The organism is Streptomyces sp. XM4193, from assembly GCF_023072595.1.
Taxonomy (GTDB): domain Bacteria; phylum Actinomycetota; class Actinomycetes; order Streptomycetales; family Streptomycetaceae; genus Streptomyces.
Map to the genome: position 1 here is coordinate 87109 of NZ_JALLGK010000008.1, position 13701 is coordinate 100809.

14 protein-coding genes are annotated in these 13701 nt (G+C 72.4%); 4 read left to right on the top strand and 10 right to left on the bottom strand.

Annotated elements, in window-relative coordinates:
• Window positions 1-188 precede the first annotated feature (188 nt).
• On the bottom strand, window positions 189-752 hold the full coding sequence (locus MTQ01_RS19955) for an FABP family protein (RefSeq protein WP_211040312.1): 564 nt from the start codon (window positions 750-752) through the stop codon (window positions 189-191).
• 350 nt (window positions 753-1102) lie between these two features.
• On the opposite strand from MTQ01_RS19955, the gene MTQ01_RS19960 reads away from it, so the two are divergent.
• Window positions 1103-1480 carry a DsrE family protein gene (locus MTQ01_RS19960; protein ID WP_247492065.1) on the top strand — a complete coding sequence of 126 codons (378 nt, stop codon included), beginning with the start codon at window positions 1103-1105 and terminating at the stop codon, window positions 1478-1480.
• A 208-nt stretch (window positions 1481-1688) separates the two neighbouring features.
• Here MTQ01_RS19960 and MTQ01_RS19965 read toward each other — a convergent pair whose 3' ends face one another.
• Window positions 1689-1976, bottom strand: a complete 288-nt coding sequence (locus tag MTQ01_RS19965; RefSeq protein WP_247492066.1) for a DUF1416 domain-containing protein — start codon at window positions 1974-1976, stop codon at window positions 1689-1691.
• 63 nt (window positions 1977-2039) lie between these two features.
• A complete protein-coding gene (locus tag MTQ01_RS19970) occupies window positions 2040-2879 on the bottom strand; it encodes a sulfurtransferase (RefSeq protein WP_247492067.1) in 840 nt (279 codons plus the stop codon).
• A gap of 594 nt (window positions 2880-3473) precedes the next feature.
• Here MTQ01_RS19970 and MTQ01_RS19975 point away from each other — a divergent pair.
• A complete protein-coding gene (locus MTQ01_RS19975; protein WP_247492068.1) occupies window positions 3474-3890 on the top strand; it encodes a peptidase inhibitor family I36 protein in 417 nt (138 codons plus the stop codon).
• 156 nt (window positions 3891-4046) lie between these two features.
• Here the strand turns inward: MTQ01_RS19975 and MTQ01_RS19980 are convergent, their stop codons facing one another.
• The 3 genes from MTQ01_RS19980 to MTQ01_RS19990 form a co-directional block, all read right to left on the bottom strand.
• A complete protein-coding gene (locus MTQ01_RS19980) occupies window positions 4047-4757 on the bottom strand; it encodes a DUF2993 domain-containing protein (protein ID WP_247492069.1) in 711 nt (236 codons plus the stop codon).
• A gap of 84 nt (window positions 4758-4841) precedes the next feature.
• Window positions 4842-5708 (bottom strand): hypothetical protein, encoded by an 867-nt coding sequence (locus MTQ01_RS19985; RefSeq protein WP_374207807.1) that lies wholly within the window; start codon window positions 5706-5708, stop codon window positions 4842-4844.
• Between the two features lie 167 nt (window positions 5709-5875).
• A complete protein-coding gene (locus tag MTQ01_RS19990; RefSeq protein ID WP_247492070.1) occupies window positions 5876-6145 on the bottom strand; it encodes a MoaD/ThiS family protein in 270 nt (89 codons plus the stop codon).
• Window positions 6146-6477: 332 nt separating this feature from the next.
• Here MTQ01_RS19990 and MTQ01_RS19995 point away from each other — a divergent pair, with 332 nt between their 5' ends.
• Together MTQ01_RS19995 and MTQ01_RS20000 are read left to right on the top strand one after the other, a co-directional pair.
• Window positions 6478-7275, top strand: coding sequence for a response regulator transcription factor (locus tag MTQ01_RS19995; protein ID WP_247492072.1), 798 nt, complete (start codon window positions 6478-6480; stop codon window positions 7273-7275).
• Between the two features lie 383 nt (window positions 7276-7658).
• Window positions 7659-8681, top strand: coding sequence for a LacI family DNA-binding transcriptional regulator (locus MTQ01_RS20000; protein WP_247492073.1), 1023 nt, complete (start codon window positions 7659-7661; stop codon window positions 8679-8681).
• A gap of 270 nt (window positions 8682-8951) precedes the next feature.
• Here the strand turns inward: MTQ01_RS20000 and ilvD are convergent, their stop codons facing one another.
• From ilvD to MTQ01_RS20020, 4 genes are all read right to left on the bottom strand, one after another.
• The gene (gene ilvD / locus MTQ01_RS20005; protein WP_247492074.1) at window positions 8952-10793 is read right to left on the bottom strand and encodes a dihydroxy-acid dehydratase; all 1842 of its coding nucleotides are present in this window, start codon (window positions 10791-10793) and stop codon (window positions 8952-8954) included.
• A 227-nt stretch (window positions 10794-11020) separates the two neighbouring features.
• Window positions 11021-11704 carry a TetR family transcriptional regulator gene (locus tag MTQ01_RS20010; protein ID WP_247492075.1) on the bottom strand — a complete coding sequence of 228 codons (684 nt, stop codon included), beginning with the start codon at window positions 11702-11704 and terminating at the stop codon, window positions 11021-11023.
• Window positions 11701-12528 (bottom strand): sugar phosphate isomerase/epimerase, encoded by an 828-nt coding sequence (locus MTQ01_RS20015; RefSeq protein WP_247492076.1) that lies wholly within the window; start codon window positions 12526-12528, stop codon window positions 11701-11703. The genes MTQ01_RS20010 and MTQ01_RS20015 overlap by 4 nt, the downstream gene beginning before the upstream one ends.
• Before the next feature lie 198 nt (window positions 12529-12726).
• Complete coding sequence (locus tag MTQ01_RS20020) at window positions 12727-13659, bottom strand: Ppx/GppA phosphatase family protein (RefSeq protein ID WP_247492077.1); 933 nt, start codon at window positions 13657-13659, stop codon at window positions 12727-12729.
• Window positions 13660-13701: the final 42 nt, after the last annotated feature.

Consider the following 13701-nt stretch of genomic DNA (forward strand, 5'->3'; position numbering starts at 1 on the left):
CGGATGAGAATCCTCTGAGACGGCCCTTAAGCCTCCACTGCAATTCCGGGAGCCGCCCAACTCCCGGCGCCCGCACGCGGGTTGACGGCGCGTTCGGCCGCGCAGAGATGAAGGCGCGCGGTCGGCGCGCCTCCACCGGACCGGCCGGCCCGCCTCCCGGCCACAGGTGCCTGCTCGGGGCGAGGGGCCTACTTGAAGAAGGCGATGCCGTCGTCCGGCAGGTCCGCGATGTCCTTGGCCCAGGTCGAGGGGTCGACCGTCTTCTTCAGGTGCGCGGACATGTACGGGCGCATCGGCACCTCGGGGGTGGCCTTCTCGCCGACCCACATCAGGTCGCTCTTCACATAGCCGTAGAGCCGCTTGCCGCCGCTGTACTCACCGGCGGAGGCGAGCCGCGCGACGGCGTCCGTGGCGAGGTCGATCTGCGGCTTGCCCTCGGCGAGCTGCCCGTACCAGACCTCGACGACGCCGCGGTCGCGGACCATCACGATCTCGATCTGACGGTTCTCGCGCACGTGCCAGAAGCCGGACTCCGACTCCAGCGGGCGGACCTTCTCGCCCTTCTCGTCGAGCACCCAGCTGTGCGAGACGTACTCCAGGAAGGGGCGGCCGTCGTGGCTGAAGGTGACCTCCTGCCCGAAGTTGCACTTCTCCTCACCGGGGAAGTCGGCAACCCCCGCACCGGTCCAGTCGCCGAGCAGGAAGACGAGGGGTACGAGGTCGGGGTGCAGGTCGGACGGAATCTCGATCATGGAGAATCAGGCGCTCTGTCTGTGCGGGGACGGCTGTCTGTACGGGTGGTGCGGTCGCGCTGGTGCTGCCGGGTTCCGGGAGTGCTCCCGGTCAGCGCTGGCCCTGGTAGAGCTTCTTGACGGTCAGGGCGGTGAAGGCGAGGGTGCCGACGGCGACCAGGACCATCAGGAAAATGAAGAATGCCTCTAGCACGGCTGCGCTCCTTGCGAGGTTGGCGCGCCCCGGGCGATCGGGGACGCCACGGGACGGACGGGCACGTCGATTCTAGTCGGCGCACCCCGCGGCGGCGCTGAGAGGTCCGGCACGGTGGCCCGCACCGTCGCAGGGCGGCGCACTACGGTGGTTGCCCATGACGGAGAGCGCGCAGAACCAGAGACTCGTGATCAAGGTGACGGCCGGAACGGACGCGCCGGAACGCTGTTCACAGGCGTTCACGGTGGCGGCGGTGGCCGCCGCGAGCGGGGTGGAGGTCTCGCTCTGGCTGACCGGCGAGTCGGCCTGGTTCGCCCTGCCCGGCGGGGCGGCGGAGTTCGAACTCCCGCACGCCGCACCGCTGCCCGACCTGATCAACGCCGTGCTCGCCGGCGGACGGATCACCCTGTGCACCCAGTGCGCGGCCCGCCGGGACATCGAGGAGAAGGACCTGCTGGAGGGCGTGCGGATCGCCGGCGCCCAGGTGTTCGTCAGCGAGATCATGGAGCCGGGCACCCAGGCCCTCGTGTACTGAGCAGCACGCGCCCCGCGTACGCACCGACGCACCTTCCGCGCGCGGGGCGCGTACGCGGGCAGAGCCCCGGGGCGTACGCGGGCAGAGACGCGGCGCGTACGCGGGCAGAGCCCCGGGGCGCGCACGCGGGCGCGCGAGAAGGGCCGCACCCCCCTGGCGTCCAACCCGGGGGCACGGCCCTTCTCCGTGCAGCCTCACCGCGCGTGCGTCACACGGCGATGGCGACCTCCGTCAGCCCACCGGTCTCGGCGACGACCTTGCGGTCGGCCGTACCGCCGGGGACCAGGGCACGCAGCGTCCAGGTGCCCTCGGCCGCGTAGAAGCGGAACTGGCCGGTCGCGGAGGTCGGGACCTCGGCGGTGAACTCGCCGGTCGAGTCCAGGAGGCGTACGTAACCGGTGACGGGCTCGCCGCCCCTGGTCACGCTGCCCTGGATCGTGGTCTCGCCGGGCTTGATGGTGGAGGCGTCGGGGCCGCCTGCCTGTGCTCCGCACATGGGGATGTTTCCTTTCGAACCGTCAGGTCTCAACTACCCTGAGGCCAGGGCGGGTTGACGCACTCAGTCGTTGGCGCCGAGCTCGATCGGCACGCCGACGAGGGAGCCGTACTCGGTCCAGGAGCCGTCGTAGTTCTTGACGTTCTCCTGGCCCAGCAGCTCGTGCAGGACGAACCAGGAGTGGGCCGAGCGCTCGCCGATGCGGCAGTAGGCGATGGTGTCCTTGCCCAGGTCGACGCCCTCGGACTCGTACAGCTCCTTGAGCTGCTCGTCGCTCTTGAAGGTGCCGTCGTCGTTGGCCGACTTCGACCAGGGGATGTTGCGCGCGGTCGGCACGTGGCCGGGACGCTGCGACTGCTCCTGCGGCAGGTGGGCCGGGGCGAGCAGCTTGCCGCTGAACTCGTCGGGCGACCGCACGTCGACCAGGTTCTGCTCGCCGATCGCGGCGACGACGTCGTCGCGGAAGGCGCGGATGGCGAGGTTCTGCGGCTTGGCGCTGTACTGGGTGGCCGCACGCTCCGGCACCTCGGTCACCAGGTCGCGGGAGTCCAGCTCCCACTTCTTGCGACCGCCGTCGAGGAGCTTGACGTCCTCGTGGCCGTAGAGCTTGAAGTACCAGTAGGCGTACGAGGCGAACCAGTTGTTGTTGCCGCCGTACAGGACGACCGTGTCGTCGTTGCCGATGCCCTTGGCGGAGAGCAGCTTCTCGAAGCCCTCCTGGTCCACGAAGTCGCGGCGGACCGGGTCCTGGAGGTCTTCGCGCCAGTCGATGCGGACGGCGTTCCTGATGTGGTTCTTCTCGTAGGCCGAGGTGTCCTCGTCGACCTCGACGAGCACCACCTTCGGGTCGTCGATGCGGGCCTCGACCCAGTCGGCGTCCACCAGGACGTCACTGCGGCTCATGGGATCTCCTCCGGAGCGGGGTGCGGTAAATGGTGTGCGTACGTCGGATCACCGCTCGTGTTCGGCGGCGCCCACGGAACGCACGGCGCTGTGCGGCGCGGAAGTCGATGGGTTTCGGGGCGGCGCACCGGGATCCGGTGCGCGCGGAGCGTCCGGCAGCCGAACTCCCCGCTGACGGCGGCGGGGCCGTCAGACGGTGGGGCGACAGAGCATGGCGGCGATACGGCACAGATCAACTGCCCGTCGCTTCGTGAGGTCCGCCTGTCGCTTCATGCCTCGATCGTAAGGATGGCCGCGCCATGTGTCACCGACGTTCCGCATGTCGAGACACGACCGCCTGGAATATGGGACGCGAGGCGGTTTCCGAAGCGTCCCGCAAGCCCCCGACCCGGGCGTTCGGGGGCTTCCGCCCGGCCCGTGACCGGACAATTCCAGATGTTGGACACCGTCTCACGGACAGCGGCGCACGGGCGTCGACCGAAGCCCCCCTCGGACTTCCGAGGTACCGCACCGGCGTGGCACGGCGCATGGTTCCGGGCAGCGCCGCTCGAAGGGCGGCGCCCCGGGCCGGGGGAACCGGCGAAGGAGAACACCATGGCACGTATGCAGGAACGCGCCCGCCGACTCCGCACCGGGCTCGCGATGGCCGCCGCCACGGCCGCCGGTGCCGCCGTCATGATGGCCCCGGGCACCGCCCAGGCCGCACCCGCACCGTCCTACAGCAACTGCCCCACGGGCGACGTCTGCTTCTACACCGGCTCCAACGGCACCGGAAAGATGTGCAACTGGGCCGGCAACGACAAGGACTGGCGCTCGGGTTCCGAGGTGTGCAGCTGGTCCGCGACCACCAACGTGAGGTCCATCTACAACAACGGCAGGCGGATGGACGTCGCCTACTACAAGGCCGCCGACCACAAGGGGAATCGCATCGGCTGCACCAAGAAGGGCAAGCAGGGCAACCTGGCGGGCACTTACACTCTGCGCTCGCACAAGTGGCTCGACAAGTGCTGACCGACTGACCGGCTGACCGTCCGGGCCCCGGCACGACCGGCCGGGGTCCGGACGTGTTTCCGTGCGTCGAGCGCATGCGGCACCTCCTGCACCACCGCCCGCCGGGCGCGGACCGGACCGGGCGTCCCGGCCGGGGGTGGTGGGGCAACCGACGTGCTACTCGGTGACGTTGACCTTCTCGCCGGAGAAGGTGATCTCCACACCCTGCTTGGTGGCCCGCACTCCGTTCAGCTTGACGCCGGCGGGCAGTCCGTCGATCTTCCTGGTGTAGTCGATCTTCTTGCGCACGATGTCCTCGATGCCGGGCAGATCGGAGCCGGGGATGGCGTCCGCGTGCAGGCGCACGGTGTCACCGTTCTCCACGCTGACGGTGCTGGTCGTGGAGCGCTCCACCTCACGGCCCACCAGCGGCAGTTCGATGCTGCCGGTCACCTTCACCTTGGCCTCGCCCTCCTCCTCGGCCGCGCCGCCCCAGCCCACGGTGACGCCCTCCTCCGCGGCGGCGGAGAGGTCCTCGTACGTCAGGTACGCGGTGCCCTCGGCGGTGCGGGCGACGCCGCTGGAGAAGTCCGCGCCGACCTCGATGTTCCGGGCCTGGAGCTCGAACTCGCTGACCCGCAGGGCCTTCTCGCCGTCACTGGTGGTCACCCCGGTGAGCTTGGCCTCCACGTCGTCCAGCTCCTTGGTGGCGACCTGGGTGAGGAACGGGAAGCCGTTGATGCTCACCTGTGCCTCCGACGCCCCCTGCGAGGCCTTCAGCTTCTCCGCGAGCCGGTCCTCGACGAGGCCGACGGAGATCCGGTCCGCGCCGACGAACAGCCCGCCGAACACCAGCAGCACGATCAGTGTGATCCGCAGCGCTCGCATTGCCGTCTTCCCATCCCCCAGCCACAGCGGGCCGTGATCATCGACATCGGCCGGCGTTCGCCGACCGCGTTCCTCCCCCGGGTGTCAGCCGACGACCCGTCCGAGCAGGTAGACGACGGGACCCGCCAGCGCCAGTGGCAGAGCGACCCCCGCGGTCAGGTGCACGAACCGCGACGGCCAGTCGTAACTCGCCGCACGCAGGCCGATCAGCGCCCCGCCGCCGGCCCCGAGGCCGAGCAGCGCGCCCGCGCCGGCGCCCAGGTCCGTCCAGGTGCCCGCGGCGGCCCCCGCGCCGGCGGCGACGACCAGCGCCGCCGCGAGGGTCAGCAACCCCGGCAACGGCAGCGCACGTACGCACACCGCGACGGCCACCGCGACACCACCGACGACCACCGCGTCCGAGCTGACCGCCTGGGCGGCCAGATGTGCGGCAGCGAGGACGGTCAGCACCGTGGCGCCGACCGCGACCGTCAGCCCGTAGAGACGCTCGTCCGGTGCTCCGTGGTTGCGCAGCTGAAGCAGGAGCACCAGCAGGACCCAGATGCCCAGCACGCCCGCCACCGCCGTCGCGGCGTTGCGGTCGCTGGAGAGGAACAGCGCGACGACCGCGCTCAGTCCGGCGAGGAAGCCGAGCGCGATGCCCTGCCGGGCCGGCCACATGCCGTTCAGCCGGTACCAGCCGGCCGCGGTGACCGCTTGGAGGAGGACCACCACCACCGCCACAGCGGGCCGGCCGATCGCCGCGGCCGCGGCGAGGGCGAGGGCGAGGGCCGCGGTGAGCGCGGCGCTCTGGCCGCCCGGCGGGATGATCGGGTCGCCGGTGCGGTGCTCGGGATGGCCCGGCACCCCTCGGTTCGGCGGTCCGCCCTTCTTGCGGCGCCGGCCCCGACGGCCGCCCGGTGCGCCGTCCGAAGTCCCGTCCGTACGCGGTGCGTTGCCCGTGCTCGGCACGTCGTCCCCTCCTGTGCCGGGCGCCCGGCCCGGCCCCGTACCCGTTGCCGCGCGGCCCGTGCTCGCGCCAGTTGCGTGTCCTGTGCCCGTTGCGTGTCCCGTGCCCGTCGCGTGTCCCGTGCCCGTTGCGTCGTGGCTGCCCGCGGCGGCGTTGCTTCCCGGCAGGTTCATCGTGCGCCTCCGGCGAAGGGCGGGAGGACCTCGACCGTGCCGCCGTCGCTCAGCCTCACCGACTCCGGGTCCCGGGTGCCGACCGGCCGTTCGTCGACGAGGTAGGAGCAGCGCACCAACACCCGGGCGAAGTCCGGACGTTCGGCGTGCCGCTCCCTGGCGTCGGCCAGCGCCTCGGCGAGCGTCGCGGCCTCATAGGTCTCCTCCGCCACCCCGGCCGCGGCTCGCGCCGCCGCCCAGTAGCGGATGGTCCCCTTCACGGGCATCTGTGTCTCCCCAGCGGTGTGATGTGCCGCTCCCATCATCGCCTGTCCGTATGGCGGACCGCGCACCCGTGCGCCCGCTCTCCGCGATGACCGGGAAACCTCCTGGTCACACGGTGGTCGGCGAATTATGCGCAAGCAATCGTGAGGTTTCTCGCTCGTGTCGAAAGCGCCTTGGTGAGCTATCGTGCTGCGCAGAAGGACTCGGGCGACGACGCCTCCGAGTCCTTTCGCGCTTTCACGGCACGGTCGCAACGACGCGTCACGCCGAAGCACACGCCACGCCTCGCCGAGAGGCGTCACGTCCTCGAAAGGGACTGAGGAAGGAACTCACGATGAGCTCGCTACTCCTCCTGACCAACGCGCTCCAACCCTCCACCGAGGTGCTGCCCTCCCTCGGACTGCTGCTCCACAACGTCCGGGTCGCCCCCGCCGAGGGCTCCGCGCTCGTGAACACCCCGGGCGCCGACGTCGTTCTGATCGACGGCCGCCGCGATCTGCCGCAGGCGAGGGCGCTGTGCCGGCTGCTGCGTTCCACCGGCCCCGGCAGCCCGCTGGTCCTGGTCGTCACCGAGGGCGGAATGGCCGCGGTGACCGCCGACTGGGGCGTGGACGACGTCGTCCTGGACACCGCGGGACCGGCCGAGCTGGAGGCCCGGCTGCGGCTGGCCACCGGCCGCCGGCAGGTCGTCGACGACGACGCCCCCACCGAGATCCGCAACGGTGACCTCTGCATCGACGAGGCGACGTACAGCGCCAAGCTCAAGGGCCGTGTGCTTGACCTGACCTTCAAGGAGTTCGAGCTGATCAAGTTCCTGGCGCAGCACCCGGGCCGGGTCTTCACCCGCGCCCAGCTGCTCCAGGAGGTCTGGGGCTACGACTACTTCGGCGGCACCCGCACCGTGGACGTGCACGTACGACGGCTGCGCGCCAAGCTCGGCCCCGAGCACGAGTCGCTGATCGGCACCGTGCGCAACGTGGGCTACCGCTTCGTCTCGCCGGAGAAGCCGGAGAAGACGGCCGAGCAGCGCAGGGCCGAGGCCGAGGCCAAGGCGGTGACCGAGGCCGCCGAGCAGCTGGCGCAGGAGGCCGTGGAGGGCACCTCATCCCGCTCGCACAGCACCCGCTCCTGACCGCGCGGGCCCGCCGCTGAGCGCGGGCCCGTTCCCGACGGGCGGGTCCGCTCCCGCGTGCGACCGGGCCCACCCGCGCGCCCGACCGTGCCCGGGCCGCCCGTACCCGCTCGGTGCCGGGCCGGCCGAGAGCGCCCGCGACCGTACGCGCCCGGGGCCCGTCCTCGACGGCCGCCTTCCGCACGCCGGGACGCGGCTCCCCGGGTGCGTCGCACCCCCGCGCCCGCGTGTACGGCACACGGGTCGCCGGACCGGCCCCGCCCGGACGCGGTCCGAGTGCCGCACCCGGCCTGCCCGAATCCGGTCCGATGCGCCTGTCGGCGGGCGTTCCCGGGCCCGACGCGGGGCAGCCGTGAAAGGTCACCCCGCGTAGACTGCCCGGCGTGGCGAAGGTGACGCGAGACGACGTGGCAAGGCTGGCGGGTACCTCCACCGCGGTGGTGAGCTATGTGATCAACGACGGGCCCCGCCCGGTCGCCCCGGCGACCAAGGAGCGCGTCCTCGCCGCGATCAACGAGCTCGGCTACCGGCCCGACCGTGTGGCCCAGGCGATGGCCTCCCGGCGCACGGACCTGATCGGCATGATCCTCCCCGACGCCCGCCAGCCCTTCTTCGGCGAGATGGCGCACGCCGTCGAACAGGCCGCCGCCGAGCGCGGAAAGATGGTCCTGGTCGGCAACTCCGACTACCTCGACGAGCGCGAGGTGCACTACCTCCGGGCCTTTCTCGGCATGCGGGTCGCCGGGCTCATCCTGGTCAGCCAGGGACTGAGCGAGCGGGCCGCCGTCGAGATCGACGCCTGGGACGCCCGTGTGGTGCTGCTGCACCGCAGGCCGGACGCGATCGACGACGTCGCGGTCGTCACCGACGACGTCGCGGGCGCCCAGCGCGCCACCGAGCACCTGCTGGACCACGGCGCCGCGTACGTCGCCTGCCTCGGCGGCGTGGAGTCCACCCCCACCATCGGCGACCCGGTCACCGACCACGTCGAGGGCTGGCGGCGCGCGATGAGCGCCTACGGCCGCGAGACCGAGGGCCGACTCTTCCAGGCCCCGTACAACCGCTACGACGCCTACCGGGTGGCGCTCGACCTGCTGGAGCGGACGGACCGGCCGCCGGCCATCGTCTGCGCCACCGACGACCAGGCGATCGGAGTGCTGCGCGCCGCGCGCGAGCTGCGGATCGACGTGCCCGGCGAGCTGCTGGTCGCGGGCTTCGACGATGTGAAGGAGGCGGCGCTCACCGATCCGCCGCTCACCACCGTCGCCTCCGACCGCCCGGCCATGGCGCGGGCAGCCGTCGACCTGCTGCTCGACGACGGGGTGCGCACCAACGGCAGCCGCCGGGACCGGCTGCGGCAGCTGCCGTCCACCCTGATCCGCCGGCGCTCCTGCGGCTGCGGCTGACACCCGGCGGCACCGGCGTTCCGGGCCGACGTTCCGAGCCCCCGCTCCGGGCCCGCGCCCCTGCGGCGCCGGGTGACACCGGCACGGGTCAAAACCGTGCGCGACCGGCGGGCCCGGACAGCGGAGCCGTCACCGATACCCGCAGGCTGCGCCGCCGCCGGCGGACGGACCCGGCGGGACGCGTACCCGCGCCTCCGGCGCACGGCCCGCGCGCGCCCGGCCTCGGCTGCCTAGGGGCGGCCTTCCGCCTCCGGGGGCGGCCTTCTCGGCTCAGCCGAGCTTGCTGACGTCGCGGACCGCGCCCTTGTCCGCGGACAGGGCCATCGCGGCGTACGCCCGCAGCGCCTGCGAGACCTTGCGCTCGCGTGCGACGGGCGCGTACCGGCCGCCCAACTCCTCGCGCCGGGCGGCGAGTTCGGCGTCCGGGACCTTGAGTTCGATGGTGCGGTTCGGGATGTCGATGGCGATCGGGTCGCCGTCGCGGACCAGCGCGATCACGCCGCCGGCCGCCGCCTCCGGGGAGACGTGCCCGATCGAGAGTCCGGAGGTGCCGCCGGAGAAGCGTCCGTCGGTGATCAGCGCGCACTTCGCGCCCAGCCCGCGGCCCTTGAGGAACGCCGTGGGGTAGAGCATCTCCTGCATCCCCGGGCCGCCCTTGGGGCCCTCGTAGCGGACGACCACGACGTCGCCCTCCTTGACGCGCTTCTTCAGGATCGCGTCGACCGCGTCCTCCTGGGACTCCACGACCACTGCCGGGCCCTCGAAGGTCCAGATCGACTCGTCGACGCCGGCGGTCTTCACCACGCAGCCGTCGACGGCCAGGTTGCCGCTGAGCACGGCGAGGCCGCCGTCGGCGGAGTAGGCGTGCTCGGCGTCGCGGATGCAGCCGTTCTCGGCGTCGGTGTCCAGGGTGTCCCAGCGCTCGCTCTGCGAGAAGGCGGTGGCCGAACGCACGCAGCCGGGCGCCGCGTAGAACATCTCCACCGCCTCCGGCGCGGGCGAACCGCCGCGGATGTCCCACTGCTTGAGCCAGTCCGGGAGCGAGGCCGCGTGCACGGCGTGGACGTCCTCGTGCAGATAGCCGCCGCGGTGCAACTCGCCCAGGATCGCCGGGATTCCGCCCGCGCGGTGCACGTCCTCCATGTGGTACGCCCCGTTGGGCGCGACCTTGCACACGCAGGGCACCCGGCGCGAGACGGCGTCGATGTCGTCCATCACGAAGTCGAGCTCGGCCTCCTGCGCGGCGGCCAGCAGGTGGAGCACGGTGTTGGTGGAGCCGCCCATCGCGACGTCCAGCGCCATGGCGTTCTCGAACGCGGCGCGGGTGGCGATGCTGCGCGGGAGGACGGAGTGGTCGTCCTGCTCGTAGTGGCGCAGCGCGATGTCGACGACGGTGCGGCCCGCGGCCTCGTACAGCTCCTTGCGGGCGGTGTGGGTGGCGAGCACCGAGCCGTTGCCGGGCAGTCCGAGGCCGAGCACCTCGACGAGGCAGTTCATGGAGTTGGCGGTGAACATTCCCGAACAGGAGCCGCAGGTCGGGCAGGCGGCCTCCTCGATGCGCTGGAGGTCCTCGTCGGAGGTGGCGTCGCTGACCGCCTCGGACATGGCATGCACCAGGTCCAGATTGGAGCGGACGGTGCCGTCGACCAGCGTGGTCTTGCCGGCCTCCATCGGGCCGCCGGAGACGAAGACGGTCGGGATGTTGAGCCGTAGCGCGGCGTTCAGCATGCCGGGGGTGATCTTGTCGCAGTTGGAGATGCAGATCAGCGCGTCCGCGCAGTGCGCCTCGGTCATGTACTCGACGGAGTCCGCGATCAGGTCGCGGGAGGGCAGCGAGTAGAGCATCCCGCCGTGGCCCATCGCGATGCCGTCGTCGACCGCGATCGTGTTGAACTCCCGCGGGATGCCGCCGGCTTCCTTGATCGCCTCGGAGACGATCCGGCCGACCGGCTGGAGGTGTGTGTGGCCCGGCACGAACTCCGTGAAGCTGTTGGCCACGGCGATGATCGGCTTGCCGAAGTCCTCCCGCGCTACGCCGGCGGCGCGGAGCAGGGCTCGGGCGCCCGCCATGTTGCGGCCGCGGGTGACGGTGTTGGACCTCAGCTCGGGCATGGTGCTCCACTCCCTGGACGGCGTTGTGCGCGTTGCTGCGCGCGGCTTCCGACGCGCCTGTCGGCCCGGTCGTCGCCGCGACGGCAGTCGCGTCGGAGACCTACGAGCGTACGCCCGAAGATCCATGATCCGGACACGGCACCCACATCATGAGACACCTGGTCGACGTCCGGTCGACAACCGGTCGACGAGCGACCGGAAGTGGGCCGACAGTCGGTCGTCGGGCGTCAGAACCGGTCGGTTCCTGCTCCGGACCCGTCAGCGGCGTCGGAGCCCGCCGCGTCCGCCTCCGGCCCCAGCAGGTGGTGCTGGACGACCGGCGCCAGCCGGCGCACCAGCTCCCGCGGGTCCGCGTCCGCCAGCGGCTCGATCCGTATGACGTAGCGCAACAGCGCCGTGCCGACCAGCTGCGCGACCGCCAGCTCGACCCGCAGCTCGCGCTCGGCCCGGTCGACCGCCCCGGCGATCCGCGGCAGCAGCAGCCTGGTGACCACCCCGCGGAAGATCCGGGCCGCGGTGTCGTTGTTCACCGCGGAACGCACCAGTGCGATCAGTGGCTCGCGGGTGTCCGGGTTCTCCCAGACACCCAGGAAGAAGCCGGTGACCTGCTCGCCCAGCTCCTCCGGCGGTACGGCGCGCAGCCGGCCGAGCCGTTGGCGCAAGGGCGCCAGCGCGGTCTCCACCGCGGCCTCGAAGACCCGTTCCTTGGTGCCGAAATAGTGGTGGACCAGCGCCGGGTCGACCTCCGCGCCGCGGGCGATCGCCCGTACCGAGGCCTTGTCGTAGCCGCGGTCGGCGAACTCGGTGCGCGCCGAGCGCAGGATGCGCGACCTGCGGTCCGCCCCCACCGAGTCCTCGGCGCGCGGACGTCCCCGGCGGCGCGGGCCCTCCGCGCCCGTGCGGTCGCTCACGAGTCCAGCCCGGGCGAGGAGAGGTGGAGCCGGGTGAAGGCGAGCGCCTCGGCGAGGTCGGCCTCGCGCTCGGCGGAGGTCATCGCCCTGCGGGTGTTGACCTCGACCACGACGTGGCCGTCGAAGCCGCCCGCGGCCAGCCTGGCGAGCACCTCGGCGCAGGGCTGCTTCCCGCGGCCCGGCACCAGGTGCTCGTCCTTCGCCGAGCCGTTGCCGTCGGCGATGTGGAGGTGGCCGAGCCGGTCGCCCATGGCCTCCACCATCGCGAGGGTGTCGCTGCGCGAGGTCGCGGTGTGCGACAGGTCCAGGGTGAAGTGGCGGTAGTCGTCGGTGGTCGGGTCCCAGTCGGGCGCGTACGCCTGGAGCTCGCGGTCCCGGTAGCGCCACGGGTACATGTTCTCCACCGCGAACCTGACGTCCGTCTCCCCCGCCATGCGCCAGATCCCGGCCACGAACTCCCGCGCGTAGGAACGCTGCCAGCGGAACGGCGGGTGGACCACCACCGTCGAGGCGCCGAGCGTCTCGGCCGCGCTGCGGGCGCGCTTGAGCTTCGTCCACGGGTCGGTCGACCAGACCCGCTGGGTGATCAGGAGGCAGGGCGCGTGCACCGCGAGCACGGGCACGCCGTGCTGGTCGGAGAGCCGCCGGAGCGCGTCGACGTCCTGGCTGACCGGATCGGTCCACACCATGACCTCGACCCCGTCGTACCCCAGACGCGCGGCGATCTCGAAGGCCGCCGAGGTCGACTCGGGGTACACCGACGCCGTGGACAGGGCGACCTTCGGCTCCGGGGCCCGTGCCGCACCTGTGAAGTCCTCTGCCACCCGCTCAGCCTACGGCGAAGCGGGCCCCGGTCCGTACCTGGGTCGCGCGCCGCCGCGCCCCGCGCCGGAACGCCACGGGCTCGTGCCGACGGACGGGCGTACCTCCGGACGGGCCCACCGCCGGCGTCCCGGCCCGGCACCCGAGACGCCGACGCGCCCGGTCACCGGCTGTGCGCACCGCCGGGCGGCCGGTCGCGGTCAGCCGTTGCGCAGCCGGTCCAGTCGGCGCAGGATCACGCCCTCGCGCAGCGCCCACGGGCACACCTCCAGCATCTCGACGCCGAACAGGTCCATCGCGCCCTCGGCCACCAGCGCGCCGGCCAGCAACTGCCGCGCCCGGCCCTCGGAGACGCCCGGCAGCTCCGCCCGCTCGGCGGCCGTCATTCCGGCCAGCCGCGGCACCCACTCCTCCAGCGTCTTGCGGTCCAGATCCCGCTGGACGTACAGGCCCTCGGCGGAGCGGGCCGCGCCGCCGAGCCGGGCGAGCTGTTTGAAGGTCTTGGACGTCGCCACCACGTGGTCCGGCGCCCCCAGACGGCTGAACTCCCCGACCACCCGCGCGATCTCGGCCCGCACGTGCCGCCGCAGGGCGCGCACGTCGTCCTGGTCGGGCGGGTCGCCCGGCAGCCAGCCGCCGGTCAGCCGCCCCGCGCCCAGCGGCAGCGACACGGCCGCGTCCGGCTCCTCGTCCAGGCCGTACGCGATCTCCAGCGAACCGCCGCCGATGTCGAGCACCAGCAGCCGGCCGGCGGACCAGCCGAACCAGCGGCGCGCCGCCAGGAACGTCAGCCGCGCCTCGTCCGGCCCGGAGAGCACCCGCAGCTGCACCCCGGTGTCGGCGGCGACCCGCTCCAGCACACGGTCGGCGTTGCTGGCCTCGCGGACGGCGGAGGTGGCGAACGGCAGTACGTCCTCGACCCCCTTGTCCTCGGCGACCTCCAGCGCTTCCTTGACCGTGTTCGCCAGCCGGTCGACGCCCTCGGGACTGATCGCACCGCCCTCGTCGAGGAGTTCGGCCAGGCGCAGCTCCGCCTTGTGGGAGTAGGCGGGCAGGGGGCGTGCGCCGGGGTGCGCGTCCACCACCAAAAGGTGAACGGTGTTGGAACCCACGTCGAGGACACCAAGTCTCATGGGACAGCACGCTAACGCGGTCGGCGCGTCGCGGGGGCCGTC